This window comes from Ruegeria sp. BE9, assembly GCF_056538765.1.
This window is the reverse complement of the sequence record NZ_JBQFTS010000001.1, coordinates 386,008-408,139: the sequence shown is the minus strand read 5'-3', so window position 1 is coordinate 408,139 and position 22,132 is coordinate 386,008. Positions and strand designations below refer to the sequence as shown.

At 56.0% G+C, this 22,132-nt stretch carries 24 protein-coding genes; 10 read left to right on the top strand and 14 right to left on the bottom strand.

The window, feature by feature from the left end; genetic code table 11:
• Positions 1 to 49: 49 nt before the first annotated feature.
• Positions 50 to 1,213: a M20 aminoacylase family protein gene (locus tag ACR0EO_RS01975; protein ID WP_480686746.1), complete on the bottom strand. Its 1,164-nt coding sequence runs from the start codon at positions 1,211 to 1,213 to the stop codon at positions 50 to 52.
• A gap of 66 nt (positions 1,214 to 1,279) precedes the next feature.
• On the opposite strand from ACR0EO_RS01975, the gene mazG reads away from it, so the two are divergent.
• The 3 genes from mazG to ACR0EO_RS01960 all read left to right on the top strand — a co-directional run bounded on the left by mazG (position 1,280) and on the right by ACR0EO_RS01960 (position 3,589).
• Positions 1,280 to 2,137, top strand: a complete 858-nt coding sequence (mazG, locus tag ACR0EO_RS01970) for a nucleoside triphosphate pyrophosphohydrolase (RefSeq protein WP_480688213.1) — start codon at positions 1,280 to 1,282, stop codon at positions 2,135 to 2,137.
• 64 nt (positions 2,138 to 2,201) lie between these two features.
• A complete protein-coding gene (locus tag ACR0EO_RS01965; protein ID WP_480686745.1) occupies positions 2,202 to 3,143 on the top strand; it encodes a nucleoside hydrolase in 942 nt (313 codons plus the stop codon).
• A complete protein-coding gene (locus ACR0EO_RS01960) occupies positions 3,140 to 3,589 on the top strand; it encodes a GNAT family N-acetyltransferase (protein ID WP_480686744.1) in 450 nt (149 codons plus the stop codon). The genes ACR0EO_RS01965 and ACR0EO_RS01960 overlap by 4 nt, the downstream gene beginning before the upstream one ends.
• 49 nt (positions 3,590 to 3,638) lie before the next feature.
• Here ACR0EO_RS01960 and ACR0EO_RS01955 read toward each other — a convergent pair whose 3' ends face one another.
• The 8 genes from ACR0EO_RS01955 to ACR0EO_RS01920 form a co-directional block, all read right to left on the bottom strand.
• Complete coding sequence (locus ACR0EO_RS01955; RefSeq protein WP_480686743.1) at positions 3,639 to 3,806, bottom strand: hypothetical protein; 168 nt, start codon at positions 3,804 to 3,806, stop codon at positions 3,639 to 3,641.
• A 166-nt stretch (positions 3,807 to 3,972) separates the two neighbouring features.
• Positions 3,973 to 4,650 carry a haloacid dehalogenase type II gene (locus ACR0EO_RS01950; protein ID WP_480686742.1) on the bottom strand — a complete coding sequence of 226 codons (678 nt, stop codon included), beginning with the start codon at positions 4,648 to 4,650 and terminating at the stop codon, positions 3,973 to 3,975.
• 60 nt (positions 4,651 to 4,710) lie between these two features.
• The gene (gene eno / locus ACR0EO_RS01945) at positions 4,711 to 5,988 is read right to left on the bottom strand and encodes a phosphopyruvate hydratase (RefSeq protein ID WP_480686741.1); all 1,278 of its coding nucleotides are present in this window, start codon (positions 5,986 to 5,988) and stop codon (positions 4,711 to 4,713) included.
• Between the two features lie 145 nt (positions 5,989 to 6,133).
• Positions 6,134 to 7,015 carry a DMT family transporter gene (locus ACR0EO_RS01940; protein WP_480686740.1) on the bottom strand — a complete coding sequence of 294 codons (882 nt, stop codon included), beginning with the start codon at positions 7,013 to 7,015 and terminating at the stop codon, positions 6,134 to 6,136.
• Positions 7,016 to 7,153: 138 nt separating this feature from the next.
• Positions 7,154 to 7,567, bottom strand: coding sequence for a Fur family transcriptional regulator (locus tag ACR0EO_RS01935; RefSeq protein WP_480686739.1), 414 nt, complete (start codon positions 7,565 to 7,567; stop codon positions 7,154 to 7,156).
• Between the two features lie 73 nt (positions 7,568 to 7,640).
• A complete protein-coding gene (locus ACR0EO_RS01930; RefSeq protein ID WP_480686738.1) occupies positions 7,641 to 8,345 on the bottom strand; it encodes an endonuclease/exonuclease/phosphatase family protein in 705 nt (234 codons plus the stop codon).
• 47 nt (positions 8,346 to 8,392) lie between these two features.
• On the bottom strand, positions 8,393 to 8,755 hold the full coding sequence (locus ACR0EO_RS01925) for a cupin domain-containing protein (protein WP_480686736.1): 363 nt from the start codon (positions 8,753 to 8,755) through the stop codon (positions 8,393 to 8,395).
• Between the two features lie 158 nt (positions 8,756 to 8,913).
• On the bottom strand, positions 8,914 to 10,332 hold the full coding sequence (locus ACR0EO_RS01920) for a protein adenylyltransferase SelO (RefSeq protein WP_480686734.1): 1,419 nt from the start codon (positions 10,330 to 10,332) through the stop codon (positions 8,914 to 8,916).
• An 86-nt stretch (positions 10,333 to 10,418) separates the two neighbouring features.
• Between ACR0EO_RS01920 and ACR0EO_RS01915 the strand changes: the two genes are divergently transcribed.
• Positions 10,419 to 10,838 carry a cupin domain-containing protein gene (locus tag ACR0EO_RS01915; protein WP_480686732.1) on the top strand — a complete coding sequence of 140 codons (420 nt, stop codon included), beginning with the start codon at positions 10,419 to 10,421 and terminating at the stop codon, positions 10,836 to 10,838.
• A gap of 642 nt (positions 10,839 to 11,480) precedes the next feature.
• On the opposite strand, the gene ACR0EO_RS01910 is transcribed toward ACR0EO_RS01915, so the two are convergent.
• Positions 11,481 to 12,590, bottom strand: coding sequence for an anhydro-N-acetylmuramic acid kinase (locus tag ACR0EO_RS01910; RefSeq protein ID WP_480686730.1), 1,110 nt, complete (start codon positions 12,588 to 12,590; stop codon positions 11,481 to 11,483).
• A gap of 205 nt (positions 12,591 to 12,795) precedes the next feature.
• Here ACR0EO_RS01910 and ACR0EO_RS01905 point away from each other — a divergent pair, with 205 nt between their 5' ends.
• Positions 12,796 to 14,061, top strand: a complete 1,266-nt coding sequence (locus ACR0EO_RS01905) for an MFS transporter (RefSeq protein WP_480686729.1) — start codon at positions 12,796 to 12,798, stop codon at positions 14,059 to 14,061.
• A gap of 90 nt (positions 14,062 to 14,151) precedes the next feature.
• On the top strand, positions 14,152 to 15,405 hold the full coding sequence (gene tyrS, locus ACR0EO_RS01900; RefSeq protein WP_480686727.1) for a tyrosine--tRNA ligase: 1,254 nt from the start codon (positions 14,152 to 14,154) through the stop codon (positions 15,403 to 15,405).
• 86 nt (positions 15,406 to 15,491) lie between these two features.
• Here tyrS and ACR0EO_RS01895 read toward each other — a convergent pair whose 3' ends face one another.
• Positions 15,492 to 16,397 carry a hypothetical protein gene (locus tag ACR0EO_RS01895; protein ID WP_480686725.1) on the bottom strand — a complete coding sequence of 302 codons (906 nt, stop codon included), beginning with the start codon at positions 16,395 to 16,397 and terminating at the stop codon, positions 15,492 to 15,494.
• A 208-nt stretch (positions 16,398 to 16,605) separates the two neighbouring features.
• Here ACR0EO_RS01895 and ACR0EO_RS01890 point away from each other — a divergent pair, with 208 nt between their 5' ends.
• The gene (locus ACR0EO_RS01890) at positions 16,606 to 17,361 is read left to right on the top strand and encodes a 3-hydroxyacyl-CoA dehydrogenase (RefSeq protein WP_480686724.1); all 756 of its coding nucleotides are present in this window, start codon (positions 16,606 to 16,608) and stop codon (positions 17,359 to 17,361) included.
• A gap of 10 nt (positions 17,362 to 17,371) precedes the next feature.
• Positions 17,372 to 17,923 (top strand): sugar O-acetyltransferase, encoded by a 552-nt coding sequence (locus ACR0EO_RS01885; protein ID WP_480686722.1) that lies wholly within the window; start codon positions 17,372 to 17,374, stop codon positions 17,921 to 17,923.
• On the opposite strand, the gene ACR0EO_RS01880 is transcribed toward ACR0EO_RS01885, so the two are convergent.
• The 3 genes from ACR0EO_RS01880 to ACR0EO_RS01870 all read right to left on the bottom strand — a co-directional run bounded on the left by ACR0EO_RS01880 (position 17,920) and on the right by ACR0EO_RS01870 (position 21,077).
• Complete coding sequence (locus tag ACR0EO_RS01880; protein WP_480686720.1) at positions 17,920 to 19,728, bottom strand: ABC-F family ATP-binding cassette domain-containing protein; 1,809 nt, start codon at positions 19,726 to 19,728, stop codon at positions 17,920 to 17,922. The two genes, ACR0EO_RS01885 and ACR0EO_RS01880, sit on opposite strands and share 4 nt — an antisense overlap.
• A gap of 41 nt (positions 19,729 to 19,769) precedes the next feature.
• Entirely contained in the window at positions 19,770 to 20,504 is a 735-nt protein-coding gene (locus tag ACR0EO_RS01875) for a GNAT family N-acetyltransferase (RefSeq protein WP_480686718.1), read from the bottom strand.
• A 96-nt stretch (positions 20,505 to 20,600) separates the two neighbouring features.
• The gene (locus tag ACR0EO_RS01870) at positions 20,601 to 21,077 is read right to left on the bottom strand and encodes an outer membrane protein assembly factor BamE (protein ID WP_480686717.1); all 477 of its coding nucleotides are present in this window, start codon (positions 21,075 to 21,077) and stop codon (positions 20,601 to 20,603) included.
• Between the two features lie 85 nt (positions 21,078 to 21,162).
• Between ACR0EO_RS01870 and ACR0EO_RS01865 the strand changes: the two genes are divergently transcribed.
• Positions 21,163 to 21,699 carry a YceD family protein gene (locus tag ACR0EO_RS01865; RefSeq protein ID WP_480686715.1) on the top strand — a complete coding sequence of 179 codons (537 nt, stop codon included), beginning with the start codon at positions 21,163 to 21,165 and terminating at the stop codon, positions 21,697 to 21,699.
• Between the two features lie 206 nt (positions 21,700 to 21,905).
• Entirely contained in the window at positions 21,906 to 22,112 is a 207-nt protein-coding gene (gene rpmF / locus ACR0EO_RS01860; RefSeq protein ID WP_037316137.1) for a 50S ribosomal protein L32, read from the top strand.
• The last annotated feature ends 20 nt before the right edge of the window (positions 22,113 to 22,132 follow it).

Here is a 22,132-nt window from a genome sequence, read left to right as displayed (position 1 = left end):
TGCGGTCCTCGTCTCTGTGTCTTTCTAAGATTTACACCAATCACACCTGTCAGGTTACTGGCAGCGCCTTTTCCACAACTCTCGCAAAAAAGGACGCACCCACTGGCGCGATCTCATCGTTGAAGTTGTATTTCGGATGATGAAGGCCAGGCCCCTCGCCCTGCCCCAAGAACAAATAAGCACCCGGGCGTGCCTGCAGCATGTAGGAAAAGTCCTCTGCTCCCATGTCGCGCCCCATGTCGGCTACAACACGTTCGGCACCGGACACCTCGCGAGCTACCTCTGCAGCAAAAGCGCACTTATCCTTGTCATTAACAGTCGCAGGATAGCCGACCTCGTAATCCAGTTCAGCCTCCACTCCGTACGATGCGGCTTGCCCTTTTACGATCTGCTCCATCCGCTCAATCACCATCTGCTGCACTTTGGGATCAAACGTCCGGATGGTGCCGTTGAGGTAAGCCGTTTCTGGGATCACATTGTTAACCGTGCCAGTATGGATCTGCGTTACAGATACGACCAAGTCTTCGACCGCATAGTGATTGCGGCTGACAATGGTCTGAATAGCCTGTGCGATACCGCAGGCGGCCATTACAGGATCGCGAGTTTGGTGCGGCATAGCTCCATGCCCCCCGACACCCTTCACATGAATATGGAACGTATCCACGGCCGCCATGATTGGCCCCGGTGTGGTGTAAAACGCGCCGACCGGGTTGCCCGGGTCATTGTGCAACGCATAGACCTGAGAGATATCGAACCGCTCCATTATGCCTTCTTCGACCATCACGCTTGCCCCGCCGCCTTCTTCCTCTGCAGGCTGAAAGATCAGTGCGACGCGCCCCCGGAAATTCCGAGTTTCAGACAGGTATCGGGCTGCACCCAACAGCATCGTTGTATGCCCATCATGTCCGCAGGCATGCATCTTGCCCGGATTTTTTGAAGCATAGTCGAGGCCAGTTTCCTCGGGGATCGGCAATGCATCCATGTCCGCACGCAATCCGATCGTCGGCCCTTCGCCCTGTCCGTTGATGATGGCCACGATCCCGGTCTTTGCGATTCCCTCGTGCAATTCATCAACCCCGAACTCTCGTAGACGCTCGGCAACAAACGCCGAAGTCTCGAAGCATTCGAACTCAAGTTCTGGAATAGTATGCAGATGCTGACGCCACGCGGCCATATCGGCAGAGAAATCAGCAATTCGGTTGACGACGGGCATAGGGGGTGGACTCCTGAACGTGGCTGCGGAATGGATGCATCTGACACCGGAACGAAAGGGTTCGCAATGGCCGAAAATCCTCTGATCCACGACAGCGACGCGGGAATCGAGCGTTTACTGGAAATCATGCGCCGCTTACGCGACCCCAAGACAGGCTGCCCGTGGGACATTGAACAGGATTTCGCCACCATAGCCCCTTACACAATCGAAGAGGCTTACGAAGTCGCCGATGCGATTGAACGTGAGGCTTATGATGAGTTGAAGGGCGAACTGGGCGACCTTCTTTTTCAGTCGGTTTTTCACGCCCAGATGGCCGAAGAAGCCGGACATTTTTCCTTTCAAGACGTAGTGCGCACGATGTCAGACAAGATGGTTGCGCGCCATCCGCACGTGTTTGGTGAAGAATCCCGAGAGAAATCGGCCGAGCAACAAACCGTGGATTGGGAAACCATCAAAGCCGCAGAACGCGCAGGCAAAGAGCAAAAAGGTGCACTGGACGGTGTCGCGGCCAACCTGCCCGCTCTTTTACGTGCTCACAAACTGCAAAAGCGTGCTGCGCGCGTGGGGTTTGACTGGCCTGATGCCAGCCACGTTCTTGCAAAGATCACCGAAGAGGCGGCCGAACTTGAAGAAGCGCGCAACAGCATGGACGCTGACGCGTTAGAAGACGAATTCGGCGACCTATTGTTCGTGATGGTAAACCTTGGACGTCATCTTGGGATTGAGCCCGAAGCCGCCTTGCGCCGCACCAATGCCAAGTTCACTCGCCGTTTTGAACAAGTCGAAGCACGCCTCGCAAACCGTGGGAAAACGCCTTCTGAAAGCACTTTGGAAGAGATGGATACGCTTTGGGACGAGGTCAAAATTGAAGAACACCGTGCCAATGGCAAACTCCCGCCGGTGAGCGTAGTCGCAGACTCGTAAAACGGGTGGACAAGTGCGGCCGCAGTTGCGAGTGTCCGACCTTCACTACCCCCCGGAGACGACCATGCCCCCCCGCAAAGTAATCATCGATACCGATCCCGGACAGGACGACGCCGTTGCTATCCTGCTCGCATTCGCCAGCCCCGAAGAGATCGAAGTGCTAGGGATCACCGCGGTTGCGGGCAATGTTCCGCTTGAACTGACCGCAAAGAACGCACGCATCGTCTGCGAACTTGCGGACCATACCAACATTCCTGTCTACGCCGGGTGCGATCGTCCATTGAAACGGCCGTTGGTTACTGCGGAACACGTGCATGGCAAAACCGGGCTGGATGGTCCGGTCCTTCCGGATCCCGAAATGCCTCTGGCCGAAGGGCACGCTGTAGATTTCATCATCGATACGCTACGCGCGCACGAGCCGGGCACCGTTACCTTGTGCCCTTTGGGGCCGTTGACCAACATTGCCTCGGCCTTTTTGAAAGCACCGGATATTATCGACCGGGTACAGGAAATCGTCCTGATGGGCGGTGCGTATTTTGAAGTTGGGAACATAACACCAGCGGCGGAATTCAACATTTATGTCGACCCTGAAGCTGCTGAAATTGTGTTTAAATCTGGCGTTCATATTGTCGTAATGCCCTTGGATGTCACACATGATGCGCTAGTCACAAAACATCGCAACGATGCCTTCCGCGCTTTGAACTCCAAAGTCGGTCACGCAGTGGCTGAAATGACTGATTTCTTCGAACGGTTTGACAAGGAGAAATACGGCTCTGAAGGGGCGCCCCTGCACGATCCTTGCGTCACCGCGTACCTGATCCGACCAGAGCTATTCTCGGGTCGGCACATCAACGTCCAGATCGAAACTGGGTCCGAGCTGACCATGGGCATGACCGTGGCGGACTGGTGGCGCGTCACGGATCATCCGCCAAACGCAACGTTCATGGGCGAAGTAGATGCCGATGGCTTTTTTGACCTTCTTACAGAACGACTGGCCCGACTATGAGCGCTGCACTTAGACTAGCCCGCCCCGAAGATCTGGACCGACTAATGGGTCTCGTCACCGCCTTCCACGCCGAAGCCGGAATTACCCAGGATGCGGATCAAACCCGCAATGCTCTGGCCCCGCTGTTAGAGGGTATTCCCCACGGCTGCATCTACCTGATTGGACCTGGACGCGCGCCGCTGGGCTACATCGTCCTGACATTCGGCTGGTCAGTCGAGTTCGGTGGCATGGACGGTTTCGTAGACGAGATTTACATCCGCCCCGCCGTTCGCGGCCGTGGCATTGCAACCGAAGTCTTACTGGACCTCCCCAAAGCCCTTGCCGGAGCCGGATTGACCGCCCTGCATTTAGAAGTCGATCGAACGAATGAAGCCACGCAGAAGCTGTATCTGCGCACAGGTTTCAGGCCCCGCGACCGCTATATGCTGATGAGCAAACCGCTCTGACATAAGGTTCGGTCACGGGCGCATAAGCCTGTGACCCTTCCAGGTTTGCTTAGCGAACTTCTCCGCGGAAGACGTAGCCGGGCATATCCATGTCATGAACCGGATCGCTCGCCGAGACAGTATCTCCGGTAATCGGATAAGTACCCGGCCCTGCGCAGGCCGCCAGAAATACAGTGCTGATAACTGATGCTACGAGAAGGAATTTCGAACCAGTCATGGTATTCTCCTTTTCTGTAATGCACTCAGAATACAAAACCGTCAGCATCACCGAATAGGAAAAAGTTCACACATAATGCCAATTATGGTAGAAAAATACAAAATTTTTTAAAAATAAGCGCGTTTTTAAGGGGTTATACGGTCACCTTTTTTGCACTAAATCCGTTTCAGCCAAGCCGCCGAGCTAAATCCACAAAGTCCTTGGCCACAATATCCCAGCTTCCTTCAGCCCGCAGATCATGTGTTTGGGCAGGGCCATGCTCGGTTGGCCGAGCTATAAAAGCGGTCTTCAACCCCGCCTGCCGTGCCGCGTAAAGGTCATCATTGTGCGCCGCGACCATCATAACCTGATCGGGATCCAGCCGTAGCGCAGCACAACTGGCCAGATATACCTGAGGCTTGGGCTTATAGTCCCGCGCAATCTCGGCTCCGAGGATGCAGTCCCACGGTAAATCACCATATCGGGCCAATCGGGTCATTAAGCCAATTGAACCATTCGAACATGGCGCGATGATCCTTTTACGCTTCAGCTCCAACAATCCCCTGACGACATCGGGCCAAGGGTCAAGCCGTTCCCAAGCCGCGGTTAAACCCGCGGGATCCGGCACTTTGACTCCGAACCGCGTTGCAACAACCTCAAGGTTCTCGCGATGCAGGTCATCTAACGCAATGTAGCCACGGCCGCCTTCTCGAATGGCGGCCATCGACGGATCATATTCACTTCGCCAGGCATCCGCGAATTCCAAGGCGTCCAGATCAGGAAGAACAGCGGCCACTTCGCGCGCGACAGAGCTGCGCCAATCAACGCAGGTGCCAAAAACGTCAAAGATCAAAGCCTCAACCACGGTTCAAATCCCATCCGGAATTAGCCCTGCCCGACTGCAGACAGGGCTGTTCGGGCAGAATTACCGCTTCAGGATAGACCGCCCGGCGTATTCCGCAACCTCGCCCAGCGATTCCTCGATTCGGATCAGTTGGTTGTATTTGGCCAACCGGTCCGACCGTGCCAACGAGCCGGTTTTGATCTGCCCGCAATTGGTTGCAACGGCCAGATCAGCAATGGTCGCGTCTTCGGTTTCACCAGAGCGGTGCGACATGACATTGGTGTAACGCGCGCGGTGGGCCATATCTACGGCGCGCAGTGTCTCGGTCAAAGAACCGATCTGGTTCACCTTGACCAGCATCGAGTTGGCACAGCCACGCTCGATCCCTTCGGCCAGACGTTCGGGGTTAGTCACGAACAGATCGTCACCGACCAGCTGAACGCGGTCACCCAGCATATCTGTAAGTGCTTTCCAACCGTCCCAGTCGTCTTCGGACATGCCGTCTTCGATCGAGATAATCGGATAGTCATTTACCAGAGCTTCGAGGTACGCCGCGTTTTCTTCCGAGGTCAGGCTCTGGCCTTCGCCCGACAATACGTATTTGCCGTCCTTGAAGTACTCTGTGGCGGCACAATCCAACGCCAGATGGATTTCTTCACCAGGCTTGTAGCCAGCTTTTTCGATGGATTTCAGAATGAAGTCCAAAGCTTCACGAGTGCTTGCGATATTCGGAGCAAAACCGCCCTCGTCGCCAACTCCGGTGGCCAGACCTGCGGCCGACAGCTCTTTTTTCAGAGTGTGGAACACCTCGGACCCCATACGCACGGCTTCGCGGATATTCGCGGCCGAAGTCGGCATAATCATGAATTCCTGAATGTCGATCGGGTTGTCCGCGTGCTCGCCACCGTTGATGATGTTCATCATGGGCACTGGAAGAACACGAGCCGAGGTTCCCCCAACGTAGCGGAACAAAGGCTGCGTAGTGAAATCAGCTGCGGCTTTTGCCGTTGCCAGCGAGACACCCAGAATGGCATTCGCGCCTAGGCGGCCCTTGTTCTCGGTTCCGTCCAATTCAATCATTGCCTGATCGATGGCGACCTGCTCGGTCGCGTCGAAACCCACCAGTTCTTCGGCGATTTCACCGTTTACCGCAGCAACGGCTTCCAGAACGCCTTTGCCCATGTAACGCGCCTTGTCGCCATCGCGCTTTTCTACCGCTTCATATGCACCGGTCGATGCGCCCGAGGGTACGGCAGCACGGCCCATGGTGCCGTCTTCCAGGATCACGTCCACTTCGACGGTCGGGTTGCCCCGGCTGTCCAGAATTTCACGTGCATGGATGTCGATAATGGTGCTCATGAGGCCATTCCCTGTGGCTGAAATCTGTTGCAAGCCTCATAACATCACCGGGTCAAATGTAAACCGTTTATGTTACCGCTAACACGTCTATTCCCGAGCCTTTAGGGCTAACAGCTTACTGTTTGCGCCAACGTGCGACGATCCGTCAGGCTGCGAGCGCCATCTCCCGGGCAAGCTTGCGCTCACGAATGAACGAATACATGCCCGACCCCATAATCAAGGCGGCCCCGGCTAGTGTCATGAAGTCCGGGCGCTCGCCGAACATCAGCATACCGGCCATAATCGAAAAGATTAGTCGCGTGTATCTGAACGGAGTCAGCGCAGACGCCTCGCCAATTCGCATGGCGGTGACAATGCCGTAGTAGCCCAAAACGCCGAAAGCAACTGCGCCAAGATAGGGACCGAATTGCGCGGATTGCAGCGGAACAATGGACTGTGACGTGAACACCATCAATGCCGCCCCTGACAATGCCACCGCAAAATAGGCCTGCAGCGCGACTACGGAAGAGGCAACCCGGACGTCCAGTCGCCGAGTGATCAGATCCCGTGCAGCAATGGCAATAACGGTCGCCACGACAAACAAGGACTCCGGCTGGAACCCCTCGAGACCGGGGCGAATGATCATCAGGACTCCGATAAAGCCCAGGCCAATCGCACTCCAACGACGCCATCCGACCTTTTCGCCCAGAAACAGGGCCGCGCCCATGGTTACAGCCAAAGGCATCGCCTGAAACACAGCGGCAACGGTGGACAGCTCGACCAGTGACAACGCAGTGACGAAAGTCAGCGCGCCAAACATCTCGGTCGCGGCACGGACCAGAGGCAGAGGCTGCCAAGCCACCGGGTCAAAGATGCGCTTTCGGGTGGCCAGAGACATCACCGCAAAGGCGAGGCCGCAAACCACACCTAACACGACCATGATCTGGCCGGTCGGTACAGTCACCGACAAAAGCTTGATAAACATGTCCTCAAGCGCAAAAGCAGCCATCGCGCCGACGACCAGCAAAATGCCGTTTACGTTGTTCATAGTCGTGTCCGTAGAGATACGCGGTTCAAACCAACCGCCCTTAGCTCCACCAAAAACCGAAGAAACGCGATCTGGCAAGAAATATTACCGCGGAAAACATGATTTCCCGTGGGGCTACCGTTCGCGTTTTGTGATGTGTCAGTCTTGCTCCAGCGGTACGCCGTATAGTTCCAGCCGGTGACCCTTGAGCCTATACCCAAGTTTGGCGGCGATTTTTTCCTGCAGCGCTTCGATCTCAGGATCCACGAATTCAATCACTTCACCAGACTGCATGTCGATCAGGTGATCATGGTGGTCCCGCTCGGCATCTTCGTAACGCGCACGGCCGTCGCCGAATTCAAGACGCTCAAGAATCCCCGCCTCTTCGAATAGCTTTACGGTGCGATAAACCGTGGCGATGGAAATGCCCGAATCCACCTCTGAGGCGCGCGCATAGAGCTCTTCTACATCCGGGTGATCTTCGCTTTGCTGCAAAACCTGAGCGATTGTGCGGCGTTGACCCGTCATGCGCAGACCTTTGGCTTCGCAGCGGGCGATGATCGTATCGGACATGAGTGACCCTCAGAGTAGTTCGGGTCTCTGTCTTAAACCGTCTGAGCGGTTGGCGCCACAGGGGAATTGCCTGTTAAGCAACACGACGCAAATCTGCCCAGATCGGCAAGTGATCCGACGCAATATGCGCTGGCCGTGTATCATGAACCCCGTGCAAGACGGCCTCCAATCCCGCGCCCAGCGCGATCCGGTCCAGCGCGCCCAGTGGCTGAGCAGCAGGAAAGCTGGGAACCGGAGGCAAAAACCGCATGTCAGGCGCAAGGTGATCCAAAACGGGTTGGCGTGACCATTCGTTGAAATCCCCAGCCCAGACAGTCGGCATCTGCTCAAGGTCATCGTCGCATCGTCGAATGTGTGTGATCTGCTGACGGCGAGAGGCTGGCAGAAGTCCGAGATGCATTCCCATCACACGCAATGGTCCAATTGGTGTATCGAAATCCACCCGCACTGCGCCGCGAGGTTCAAGGCCCGGCAATTCGTGATGCCCCTTGCGGCGCTCACGGATCGAATCCCCGCGCCAGATTACTGCGTTGCCATGCCACCCCAGACTGCCAGCGCCCCCGAGATCCACAATCTTCCACCCAGCCTCATCAAGCATGAAGTGCGGCAAAGCAGCAGGACGCGGAGGTAAGCGCTTGTCAGCCTCTTGCAGCACCACGATATCGGCTTGCATGCTGTCGATGACCTGCATGATCCGTTGAGGCTGCCGCCGAAAGTCGAGACCGACGCATTTCTGAATGTTGTAACTTGCAATGCGCAGGGTTGAGGGTTTGGTCATAGACTTCCTGTGATTGGCATAAACGGCGTTCGGTAGCCCGGCTTCTATCAAAACTGCGTAACCATGAGGTTTGCGGGTTCGTCACCTTCGGCAGACGAGGAATGCCCAGTTCCGGTCGTATCCTCGGCCCAGAACAAATCGCCCGCGGTAAAGTCACGGATTTCACCTGACCCGGCCTGAACCCGGAAAGTCCCGGACAGAACTGTGGCAAGTTGGCGTTTCGGAGAGCGGTGCTGAACCCCCTTCCATCCCGCAGGCAATGTCAGGAATACAAAGCGCGAGGCATCATACTCTTTGGACACCAGAAATGCATCGGCCGGAGGCGCAAAGGTTTTGAGTTCGACATCTACATCCCGATCTTCAAAATACGAAACACCGTTCGCGTCTTCCAGCAATAAGGAGTAGCGCATTATGAGCCCCCTGAAACAAATCCGAGTATTTCCGCTTTAGGTCCCTGTTACGCCTATTATGCAATATTGTTCCTGTCAGGTAACCCGCAAGGCGTTGTCGTCGGTCAGATTTCCTAATGGCTGCCTAAATACACCTCGTGATGCAGAACTTCTGACAATCAAGTTCCACAAAACGTCGCGTGCACCACTTCGTTGTCGGCTGGAGGGCGCGTAAGGTCAACTGCGTCCGGCTGATCCTGATACGGCTTTGCTAAAACCGTGTTCAGGCGATGGAACGGAGCATAGTCCCCCTGTACGGCGGCTTGTATCATCTGCTCGACCCGGTGGTTGCGTGGGATGAAAGCAGGGTTGGCCGCTGTCATTACTTCAGTTGGGTTTTCTTCACGCTCCATACGCGCCTGCCACCCTTCAGCCCATTGATCCAACGCCTGAGGGTCGGTGAATTGATCCCGCGCGGCGTTACTACCCAGCGCACGGAAGGTGTTGGTGAAATCGGCCTGATTATGCGCCATCCGGGTCAATAGGTCCGTGATCAACGCTAGATCGCCTTCCTCGTCCGTCACTAAGCCGATCTTGGACTGAAACCGGCTCAACCAGTTCTGTTGCAGGAGGTCAGGCATGGCATGAACAATCTCTGTGGCCTCTTCGACGGCAGCTTCTTTATCCTCCATTTGCTGGATGAGCGACGTGGCAAGCTGCGCCAAGTTCCACACAGCGATATCTGGTTGGTTGGAATAGGCGTAACGGCCCATTCTATCGATCGAGCTGTAGACCGTGTTCGGATGGTAGCTGTCCATAAACGCGCAAGGACCGTAGTCTATGGTCTCACCAGCGATCGAGCAATTATCCGTATTCATCACCCCGTGAATGAAACCGACGCTCATCCACCCTGCAATCAATTTAGACTGCGCATCAACTACCGCACGCAGCAAACCCATCGGGCCTTCTGCTTCCGGGTAGTGGCGCTCAATAGCGTAGTCGGTCAGGCGGCGCAGACTGTCCAGTTGCCCGCGCGACGCAAAAACCTGAAACGTTCCGACGCGCAGATGGCTCTGAGCAACACGGGTCAACACAGCACCGGGCATTGGGCCCTCGCGTAAAACAATCTCTCCGGTTTCCACAGCTGCCAAGGCCCGTGTGGTTGGTATGCCCAGCGCGTGCATTGCTTCGGACACTACGTACTCGCGCAGAACCGGACCCAGCCATGCGCGGCCGTCCCCTCTCCGCGAGAACGGTGTCGGGCCTGAACCCTTTAATTGAATGTCCCGCCGCACCCCATCTATACCTACGGTTTCACCCAAGAGCACCGCACGACCGTCACCGAGTTGAGGGTTGTAACTACCGAATTGATGCCCCGAATACAGCTGTGCAATCGGCTCGGCGCCTTCCGGCAACGAGTTACCAGCAAAAGCTTCGGCCATTTCCTGAACATCGCCGGGAGTAACCCTGAGAATCTGCGCCAAATTATTATTGAATGCGATCATTTGTGGTGATCGCACAGGGACCGGAGCCTGCCGCGCATAAAAGCTGTTAGGAAGGCGGGCATAGCTGTTGTCGAATGGGATAGTCAGGGTCATGGGCCAAACATATTCCTCAAATTCGCGAATACCATAGCGGATCGCGAACCCGCGTGCATAATCGCCTCAAACCACGAGGGCGCAATATGACCGCACAAGAGATCATCAATCACCTAAACCTGCAAAGCCACCCCGAAGGAGGCTGGTTCCGCGAGACATGGCGCGCAGACAACCAAGGCCGCGCGACTGGAACCTGTATCTACTTTCTGCTGCAGGCCGGTGAGAGCAGCCACTGGCACCGCGTCGATGCGACTGAAATCTGGCTGTACCATAGTGGTGCTCCCCTCGTACTGTCTCTCAGCGAAACCAACGAAGGCCCTGCCGTGGATCGCGTGCTTTCACCCGACCTGTCCCAAGGCGCACCCCAGTTAATCGTTCCAAAGGGGCACTGGCAATCGGCCCGCACTACCGGAGATTACACTCTGGTCAGTTGCACCGTTTCGCCGGGGTTCGAGTTCGAAGGGTTCGAACTAGCCACTCCCGGGTTTGATATTCCGCGTGAATGAAATGGGGTTCATCAGAACGAGCTGGCTGTACCAAATTAAACGCTACTTAGGCTGTTAGGGCTCCACTAAGCCTTTGCCCATATCCTCCGAAAAAATGAAAACGCTAAAAAAACTGGTTCCTAAATAAACCAAAAGGTCATCTTTTTCGCTGTGCCCAATAGTGTCGGACGCCAGTCGAAACTGAACTATAGCTGACCAATCGCATTTTCGTTTACAGAACGCCGGTCCACGTGAGTTAACTCTGAGATGTCAACCGAAGGGGTATTCAGAAATGCGTCGAACGAGCTGTGGAAACTGATTGATGCGTTTTCGACCCCTGGCGGTTTTGCTCGATTGCGCCCGCTCTTCGGATTACAACCGGCTTTCTGTTTAGGTCCGTTTAAAAAAATGGGTGCAAGTCAAACGACGCTAACTGCAAGTCATGAGCGAACTCGACAGCGGCTGGTGACGCCGGTTCTTCACATGAAAACCGGTTGCGTTGAGGTGGTAAAATCAACGTTCCCTCACCCCGCGCCACCCTAAACTCAGCCCAAAGGGTTTCGGGCTGCGCTAGGGCAACAGATACCCAAAGCGCGCCTATAAGGGGCAATAAAATTTTGGTTTTCATGAAAACCTAATCTGAGTGCTCCTAAAAACCTGAAGTCAACTCAATACGGAACTCACAACCCCACCTCCGACCAGGGCTTTTACTCCCGTTGTCCCCGGGCACGATGTTGGCAACCCTCGCGCAACGCGAACAGCCAAGTAGGCAAAAGCCTGAGCTTCCAGCATGTCACCGTTAAGACCCACGGCCTCGACAGGCTCGACCGCGCAATCAAGCGCAACACGCAACATCTCCATCAACACCGGATTGTGTCGCCCGCCTCCGGTGACCAGCAAACGAGAGGGTGGTTTGGGGCAATGCTCCATTCCCTGTACGACACCGGCTGCACACATACCGGTTAGTGTTGCCACTGCATCCGCGTCGGACAGCTCCTGCACCAATCCGATCATCTCGGAAAAATCGTTTCTATCTAGAGATTTTGGCGGCATTCGCGAAAAGAACGGCTCGGCCAGAAATAGCTCGAGCGCTCCGACTTCGACGGTACCGCCCCGCGCGACCGCTCCATCGCGATCCATTGGCAAACCAAGGCGTTCCTGCATCAAGTCATCGACTGGCGCGTTTGCCGGACCGGTATCAAAGGCCAGCAAAGCACCCGGCGCTTCTGGTCCGTCAAAGCTGGGGTCAACATAGGTCAGGTTACCGACCCCTCCGAGGTTCAGAAAACACAACGGCTCTGATGCCCCAATCCACTTGGCACAGGCAAAATGGAAGAACGGTGCCAAAGGCGCGCCCTCTCCTCCCATTGCCACATCATCGCTACGGAAATCCCAGACGACCGGTACGCCCAGCGCTTGCGCAAGTCCTTTGCCGTCGCCAACCTGCAAGGTTCCACGTCCTTGTGGTTCATGGGCAAGTGTCTGCCCGTGAAAGCCGATCAGATCGACCTCTTCAAACTCGGCCATTACGTCCGCATGAGCGAAAGTTACCAATTCAGCAGCCTTATCCACCGCCTCGCCATGCCAATGCCCCAAGGCGCTTCGCAATTGGGTACGCTCTGCTTCAGTGTATGCGCGATAAGCGCTTGGGCCGAAGCCAATGATGTTGTTTCCGTCTGTCTCGACAACAGCGGCGTCCACGCCGTCCAACGACGTGCCCGACATCGCTCCCAAAGCCCTGATCGCTCCGGTTTTTCTGATGGCCCGGTTCACGCTTACCTCTTATTTTTTTGTTTTATTCGCGCTGCAGTTGAAGAACGCGGCGCAATCAACCTGCCTTTTTCCGCACCCTCATAGCAAGTCACATCCGGCGTTTTGTAAGTGTATGCGCGTCTGAAACGACAGAAACATGCCGGACAGTTGCACGAAATCCCCGCCTGAGTAACCATTGGGCCAAGTCAACCCCAAGCGGACAGCCATGGACGACAAACAGACACCAAAGCAGCCCTCGGAAGGCAGAAACTACCAGTTGATATTCTGGTCCGGGTCACTGGCCACAATCGGTGGGCAGTTGGTGAACCCCAATCTGGTCCTGCCCTTTCTGTATCTGGCTCTTGGCGCGCCCACTTTCTTTGCCGGGCTATTACTGCCCTTCGTCACTGGCTCTCGACTGATTGCCGAGATCTTCGTGTCCCCCTTTGTAAACCGGGTGACCCGAGCAAAGCTGGCTGTGTATGTTCCCAACATATTAACTGCAGCCATCCTGTCCGTGGTCGCCCTGTTCGCGACAGGCTTACCCAATGTTCTTATTGTACTTCTGTTTTTGACCACGGCGGTCGTAATGGGGTTGTGTCAGGGTATCGCCAGCTTGGGCACGAGCCAGATTTACGGCATTTCCGTTCCCAACGAAAAACGTAACCGCATGGTTTTCGCCCAGGCCACAATCTCAGGAATTTTGGCAATTCTTGTAGTTTGGGTGACGCGCGATCTGCTGGCCTCGGATCAGCCAATGCAGCGCCACATCGTTGTTCTGTGGTGCGGAGTATTTGCCATGTTCGCCGCGGGAATAAGTTTTGCCGGTGTTCGACTACTGGAAGAAGAGCAAAAAAATGCCCCAGATAAGCCTGACAAAGCAAAGCCACTGGCGGAATTGGCTACCGGATTTAAAACCGGCATGGCCTACAAGTGGTATCGGAAGTTCCTAACCGCTCGGCTTGTGTTTGTCTCGGTTGAGTTGGCGATGCCGTTCTACACCATACATGCTGCTACCTTTCACGTAGGGACCAAACACTCGCTTAGCTATTTCGTTATGGCGGCCAGCCTCGGGATGGTAATTGGCTCAGTCTTGTGGGGATGGCTCAGCGGTCGAATTTCGGTCAAACCCGTAATGTGGCTGGGGTGCCTAATCTCGGCTTTCTCTGCCGTGTTGGCGCTCGTCTTTGCCTTCCTGGGTTACGCGCAGGACGTATGGCTTTACGCGCTGGTCATTCTTCTTTTGTCCCTGGGCGGCAATGGCGTGATCTATGGACGCTACTTGTACGTCATCGAGATGACGTCCGAAAAAGAGCGCCCTTACCTAGTTGCCCTCGGTGATGTTTGCGCTGGGTTGGTCGGGATGGTCTTTGCAGCAATCCTCGGAGCCGTCGCGCATCTGCACGATCCAATTACCCCGATTTTCGTATTGGCGGTGCTAAACCTCATCGCAATGCTATACGCCTTTCGCCTTCCCCCAACCAAAAGCTAGAACAGGCGCGTTTTTCTTGGAAAAGGTGCCTTTTCCTTGGCTCCAGCGCCCCCTATACAGTGCCCGCAACTTCAACCCAAAGGGCACGATATGACCTACCATCCCAAATCGGATTTCATCGCCACGATGATCGAGCGCGGCTTTCTCGCCGACTGCACCGATTATCAGGGCCTTGACGAAGCGCTGATCAGTGGATGCAAACCGGCCTATATCGGCTTTGATGCAACGGCCAAGTCGTTGCATGTGGGCAGCCTGATCCAGATCATGATGCTGCGCTGGTTCCAGAAAACCGGCCACCAGCCAATAACGCTGATGGGCGGCGGCACAACCAAAGTGGGTGACCCCTCGTTCCGCTCGGACGAACGCCCTCTTCTGGGCCCCGAACAGATCGACGAGAACATCGCCGGCATCAAAAAGGTATTCTCGGCCTACATCGATTATGACTCAGACGCCGAGAACAAGGCGTTAATGCTGAACAATGCCGAATGGCTGGACGACCTGAACTACCTCGATTTCCTGCGGGACATCGGACGGCATTTCTCGGTCAACCGGATGCTTTCGTTCGAGTCCGTGAAATCGCGGCTGGATCGTGAACAATCGCTAAGCTTCCTCGAGTTCAACTACATGATCCTGCAGGCCTACGACTTCCTTGAACTGAACCGCCGCTATGGCTGCGTTCTGCAGATGGGCGGGTCGGACCAATGGGGCAACATCGTTAACGGTATCGACCTGACCCGCCGCGTGCTGGATCACGAGATTTACGGTCTGACCTCGCCCCTGTTGACCACCAGCGACGGCAAGAAGATGGGCAAGTCTCAGGACGGCGCGGTGTGGCTGAACGCCGACATGCGCTCGCCCTATGAGTTCTGGCAGTTCTGGCGCAATACCACTGATGCAGATGTCGGGCGGTTCCTGAAGCTCTACACTGAAATGCCGGTGGATGAGTGCGACCGTCTGGGCGCGTTGCAAGGGTCCGAGATCAACGAGGCCAAGATCCGTCTTGCCAACGAAGTAACCACCCTTGCCCACGGTGCCGAAGCTGCGGCGACCGCCGAAGCCACCGCGCGCGAGGTTTTCGAAAGAGGTGGTGTTGGCGGTGACCTTCCAACTCTAACGCTCAGCCCTGCCGAGTTGGGTGACGGAATGTCTATTGTACAGATCATCGTAAAATCGGGTCTGGCGAAGTCAGGGAAAGAGGCCAAACGCCTGATCGCCGAAAACGGCGCAAAGTTGGATGACGCGCCACTGACTGATGCAGGACTTATGATTGACGCAGGCGCGCTGTCGTCGCCGATCAAGCTGAGTGCGGGTAAAAAGCGCCACGCCTTGGTTCAGCTAGGCTGATCAGTACTTAAATAAACGCACGTAACGGCCACCCAAACGGGAGGCCGTTCTTTATTGCTAGAGGCTTAATGCCTGCGGCAGTGCGGCTACTTCTTTCCGCCTTTGCCGCCACCATGGCCACCTTTACCGCCGCCTTTTCCATCGCCGCCTTTACCGCCGCCATGGCCACCCTTCCCGTCGCCATTGCTGCCACCATTACCGTGACCGCCGCCGCCGTGACCGGAACCATTGCCGTGGCCGTTGTTCCCCCCACCGTTACCGGTGCCGGGGCCAGAACCACCATTGTTCCCTCCGCCGTTACCGGGGTTACCGTTGTTTCCGTTGCCGTTACCGGGGCCACCGTTGTTTCCGCCGTTGCCACCGCCGTTATTGCCGCTGTTGCCGCCGCCGTTGTTTCCAGCGTTGCCACCGCCGTTGTTTCCACCGTTGCCGCCACCATTGTTTCCGCCGTTGCCGCCGCCGTTGTTTCCGCCGTTGCCGCCACCGCCATTGCCGGGATCACCGCCGCCGTCACCAGGATCGCCGCCGCCGTCACCGGGATCACCACCTCCGTCGCCAGGGTCGCCACCTCCGTCACCGGGACCACCTCCACCGTCACCAGGGCCACCACCGCCATCGCCGGGACCACCGCCGCCTCCGTTGTCTGGGTCGGCCTGAGCAAACTGCTCATTTCCGCGGTTCTCTCCCGGATTTGCCGAAGCCCCAATTGAACCTGTAGGCATATCCGTCAGCAAAGAAGCCAGTCCGGGACATTGTGCTGTGGTGTTGCGAAGGGTCGCTCCAAAGTCGGAACGAGATTGCAACTTTTGTAGGAAACTGGGGGTAACATGCGTACAATCACACATTGCCTGATAGTCCCCGCGATTTGCTGCATCCCGCGCGGTTCTCCAATCGCAAACTTCGGTTGACGCGGATGCACCGCTTGCGGCGACCACCGCCATAAATGGTGCTGCAACCAAGGCAGACAAACCCAATTTCATACTCTTACCCATAACGCTTTACTCCTTGTCCGGCGCTCACTCGACTCGATAAATCTCTGATATCGATGTGAGACTCGCGTATTAAGCAAAGTTAAAAGTCTTATGAGAAAGCTTTGAGAAACGGCGCTAAGCCCTGACGTGTTCACCAAATCTGTGGACAGAGCCCTGTCTCTCAGATTAAATGAACACACGTTCAAATCCTGATGAGAAGGAACCTGTCATGCACTTGTCCACCACAGCCGCAATCGTAACCGGTGGAGCGTCAGGGCTGGGTGAAGCCACCGCACGTCACTTTGCTGAACAGGGCGCTCAAGTCACAATTCTGGACCGAGATACTGAGCGCGGAACAAAAGTCGCCTCTGAAATTGGCGGGTACTTCGCAGAAACAGATGTGACAGACGAGACCTCCGTAGCGGCAGCCGTCGGTTTGGCGAAGGACAAAATGGGCAAGATTTCGGCCGCCGTGAACTGCGCCGGTATTGCCTATGGCATCAAAACGGTCGGAAAAGACGGACCTCACCCGCTAGACGCATTTCAGCGCACCATCGATATCAATCTAGTAGGTACGTTCAACGTTTCGCGCCTGGCCGCAGCAGAAATGGCCAAAAACGATCCGGAACCGGACGGCGCGCGTGGAGTTATTATCAACACTGCCTCGATCGCAGCATTTGACGGTCAAAAGGGTCAATCTGCATATGCGGCGTCTAAAGGCGGTGTGGTGGGAATGACCTTGCCTATGGCGCGCGATCTGGCCTCGACCGGAATCCGGGTGATGACCATCGCACCGGGGATATTCATGACTCCGATGCTGGCTGGCCTGCCCGAAGAAGTGCAACAACAATTGGCAGCTGATGTGCCAAACCCTGCCCGCCTAGGTGACCCGAGAGAATATGGCCGTCTGGCCGGGTTCATTGTTGAAATGGGTTACCTCAACGGAGAAGTGATCCGCATCGACGGCGCCTTGAGGATGCGGTAAATCGGTTAGAATGACCGAGAGGGAAAAAATGCAGGCTGGGCAGTGGTATTGCTGCCTGGATCCGGAACTGGACGAAATGCGCGCAAAAGCGCGCCGCGCGGTTCATGCACACAACACCTGCCCTCCGGACACCCGTGGCGCCATTTCGCCTGAGCTTGCTGATCTGTTCGCTTCAGTCGGACACGAATGCTTTCTAGAGGCACCGTTCCATTGCGCTTATGGGGTGAACGTTCACCTCGGAGCACAAGTCTATTTCAACGCCGGTTGCGTCGTACTGGATACGGCTCCGGTTCGGATCGGCGACAACACTATGTTTGGCCCACATGTTCAGATTTACTGTGCGCAGCACGCCAAAGACCCGACTGAACGAGCGCAAGGGCTGGAGATCGGGCTACCAGTGACCATCGGACGGAATGTCTGGGTCGGCGGAGGCGCCATACTAATGCCGGGTATCACTATCGGTGACAACGCGACCATCGGTGCAGGTAGCGTCGTGACCAAGGACGTTGCGGCCGGAGAAACGGTAGTCGGCAACCCTGCCCGACCGCTGGCCCGCCCCTAAGCGCCTTCGGACTTTTCTTCCAGCGTTAGCCACTCTTCCTCAGCCGCGGCCAGTTTTTCCTGCCGTTCAACCAAAGCATCAGTCGCTTTTTGGAACTTGACCGGTTCGCGCGTGAAAAGCTCGGGGTCAGACATCAGTTCTTCCAGTTTACCGATTTCGGCCTCAAGGCGTTCAATCTCCGCCGGCAGCTTCTCCAACCTGTGCTTTTCTGAGAATGATAGGCCGGGCTTCTGTTGGCTCTCTTGCTTTACTTTCGGCTTGGAAGCTTTTGGCTTGTCAGCTTTCTTTTCAAAAACATCGCCCCTTTGTGCGATGTAGTCCGACCACCCTCCGGCATAGACTGTTGCGCGACCATTGCCTTCCATCGCGATGGTCGTAGTGGCGATCCGATCCAGAAAGTCGCGATCGTGGCTGACCAGCAGAACCGTGCCGTCATAGTCATCCAAGAGTTCCTGCAGCAGATCCAGCGTCTCGACATCCAGATCGTTGGTCGGTTCGTCCAGCACCAACAGGTTCGACGATTTCGCCATCAGCTTGGCCAACAACAGTCGAGCTTTTTCCCCGCCAGATAGAGACTTAACAGCCGCTCTTGCCTGACGTTCGTCGAACAGAAACTCTTTGAGGTAACCGACCACATGCTTGGGCTGCCCGCCGACCATTACCTGATCGGCCTTTCCAGAAACCCGCATCTCGGGGTCGCCGGTCAGGCTGTCCCACAAGCTCATCTCGGGGTCCAATTGTGCGCGGGTCTGGTCAAAAACAGCGACCTCAAGATTGGTGCCCAACGCAACCGAACCCTCATCCGGTTGTTCCTGCCCCAGCAACATCTTCAACAGCGTCGTCTTGCCCACGCCGTTGGGTCCGACAAAGGCTACTCGATCGCCACGCTGCACCAAAAGATCAAAGTTCCGAACGATCTGCTGTGCTCCGAAAGACTTCGCTAAACCTCTGGCTTCAATAACTTTTCGACCGGACTTTGGACCGGCCTCCAACGTCATCGCGGCAGAACCTTGGCGTTTGATCTGCGAGGCTTTCTCGGCCCGCAATGCCTGCAACGCGCGTACGCGGCCCTGATTGCGTTTGCGGCGCGCGCTGATGCCTTCGACGGCCCACTTGGCCTCGGACTTGATCAGCCGGTTGAGCTTGTGGCGCTGTTGATCTTCTTCTTCCCAGATCTTGTCGCGCCAGGACTCGAAAGCGTCAAAGCCCTGCTCTTGCCGCCGCACCATTCCGCGGTCGATCCACAACGTCGCGCGGGTAAGAGCGCGCAGGAACGCGCGGTCGTGCGAGATCAGGACGTAGGCTGCTCGGGTGGCACCCAACTCTCGCTCCAACCAAGCGATGGCTTCGATATCCAAATGGTTGGTCGGCTCGTCCAGCAGCATTAAATCTGGTGCTTCGGCCATTAGCTTAGCCAAGGCTGCGCGCCGACGCTCACCGCCAGAGGCGGTTTCAACTGCGCGGGATGGGTCAAACTTCAACCCCTCTCCTGCGCGCTCAACCTTATAAAGCTCGCCGGGTTCAAGACCGCTTGAGGCATAGTCGCCCAGTGTCGCAAAGCCTTCCATACCCGGGTCTTGTTCCATGTAACCCACCGACTTACCAGGAGGAATCACAATGTCACCGTGATCCGGCTCAACCAAGCCAGCCATAACTTTCATAAGGGTGGATTTACCTGACCCATTCCGCCCTACCAGCGCAACACGGTCGCCCGGCTGAACCACCAGATCCAGCCCCGAAAAAACCGGATCGCCCCCGAAAGTCAGGGAAATGCCGGACATCTGCAACAAAGGAATTCTCGCCATACCCGCCAGCTAAACCGGCAAAGTCAAAGCGTCAACGCCGATTACCTCGCCACCGCTCGCAACAACCGTTTCCGTGCCGGTGGAATAGCTCCGATTTCCAAACCGGTGAAAACATGCAAAGTGTTCATATGGCGATCGACCACCGCATGGTCACTGACCCACCCCCCCATCATCAGATAGGTCCGCAGCAAAGGTGGCATGCGCAGCATCGCCTTTTTCACGTCTGGACGACGGCGAAGACGTGCAGCAAACCGAAACACGTCCGGAGCTTTCACCCGAGGCAACCAACGTTTAGGCGCAAGGTGGCGGTGTTTGAGCATTGCAAACGCGTCAAGGTACTCCGCTGTCTCAGTCCCGGCAAATGACGAACACCCGAACAGCATTCGAATGTCGTTCTGATCAACATACGTGGTCATTGCCCCCCACGCGACGCGAAGAATATCAGGGTCCGTCCAATTGGGATGAATACAGAACCGCCCCATTTCAACTAACCGCCCCTCAAAGCATTCGAGCGCGGAAAGGTCATAGAACTGGGCCGAATAGCTGCGGTGTATTTCAGCCCCGTGCTGCATTGCAAGCATGCGAAAACAACAAACCAGCTGCCCTCCTTCGCGCATGTCTTCGACAAGGATGTGGTCACAGATCGGATCGAAATCGTCCTGATCTGTTTGATCCGTTCCAAAGGCCAGCGTGCGCAGTTGCTGCGCAGCGTCCAAGTCCTGCGTCGAATGCGCAAGGCGCGCTCGGTATCGACCCTTGCCAAGCAATAGTGCCATGGTCGCATCCTCCGCGGTTGCTGACCTGAATTCTTGCTGTGTCTCTATCATAAGACGTGTGAACGTCCTGTGACGGAGACAAGAGCCGACACGGAATTAATTCGAAGCGCCCGGTATATTGGCTGGGTTGAAGTTGCCGATATTACCCAAGAGCTGACGGACCAAGCCCTGCCCCTGAATCGTGGATTCTGTGATACGACGATCCAGCTGAACGACGATGCCATCCTCAAGTCCGAACCGCTCGATGTTGCGGACCACGCCGCGACTGTCAAAACTGATTGCTACCAGCTCGCGCGAAACCACTTCGGGCTTCTTGGGTCCATAGTGGCGAATGCGTGACCGGACATAGTAAAAGCCGGAATCGCGCACCACACCCGACGAACTGGGCGCTCCGACCGCTTCGACCACGCTTTCGCGGGTGTCTACCCCGACCTTGATCTCGGCCAAGTCCTCGGCAGGTGGAATGTATCCATGATTCTTGAAGATCGGCGTACATGCACCGGCGGCTGCCAGGCAGGCCGCAAAGACAAGCGTTTTAGACGCCGGTTTCAACCTGTTCACAACCTTCAACATTTACACCCTCTTGCCTTGCCCCCTTGCGGACCCTATCCGATTACATCAAACCGCAGCCCCGGTTCAACACAGGAAAGGGTCACGAATGAGCAACCATACTTCTCTGCGGGTGGCCGACCTGCCCCAAAACACCCCCACCCCCTTCGAGCTACGCCCTGATGCAAAGGGTTTGGACACCATTAAAGAGGATCTTGGCCTATTGGGCCTCCGCAAACTCAGCTTTGTAGGTGACGTAAGGGCACAAGGGAAACGAGACTGGATTCTGAACGGAAAACTGGGCGCAACGGTGATACAACCTTGTGTCGTGACCCTTGAACCAGTCACCACGCGCATCGACATTCCGGTCGCTCGAGTATTCGTTGCAGATTGGGAAGACCCCGAAGAACCCGAGTTCGAAATTCCTGAAGGGGACGAAACCGAGCAGCTGGGTACCGAAATTGATCCTGCGCTTGTAATGGTCGAAGCCCTATCGCTGGCGCTTCCTCAGTATCCTCGCAAAGATGGCGCGGAACTCGGTCAGTCCGATTTCACAGAGCCGGGAAAACAAGCCATGACCGATGAGGACGTCAAGCCATTTGCCGGACTGGCAGGTTTGCGCGATGCGATGAAAAAAGACGAGTGACATAGGTCTGTTTTCCTGTCATAGCACGCCCTCAGAAAAATCGCTTGAACATGTCGAGAATCGCAGTATTTTCGCGCGCTCATCGGAATTTGGGTTGGACATTGCGGGGCTCGTCGCCTAAACGCGCGTCAAACCACGAGAAAAACGAAGAATGAAACCCGGTCGGCGGCGAATCTGCTGACCCTCAGTAGACAAAGGTTGAGACCATGGCCGTCCAACAGAACAAAGTTTCCAAGTCGCGTCGCAACAACCGCCGCGCACACGACGCTCTGGTTGCTGCAAACCCGAACGAATGTGCAAACTGCGGTGAGCTGAAGCGCCCGCACCACGTCTGCGCGTCCTGCGGCCACTATGATGACCGTGAAGTCGTCGCTCAGGCCGACGAAATCGACCTGGACGAAGACGCGGCCTAAGCCTTTAAAAGCGCAGGCTC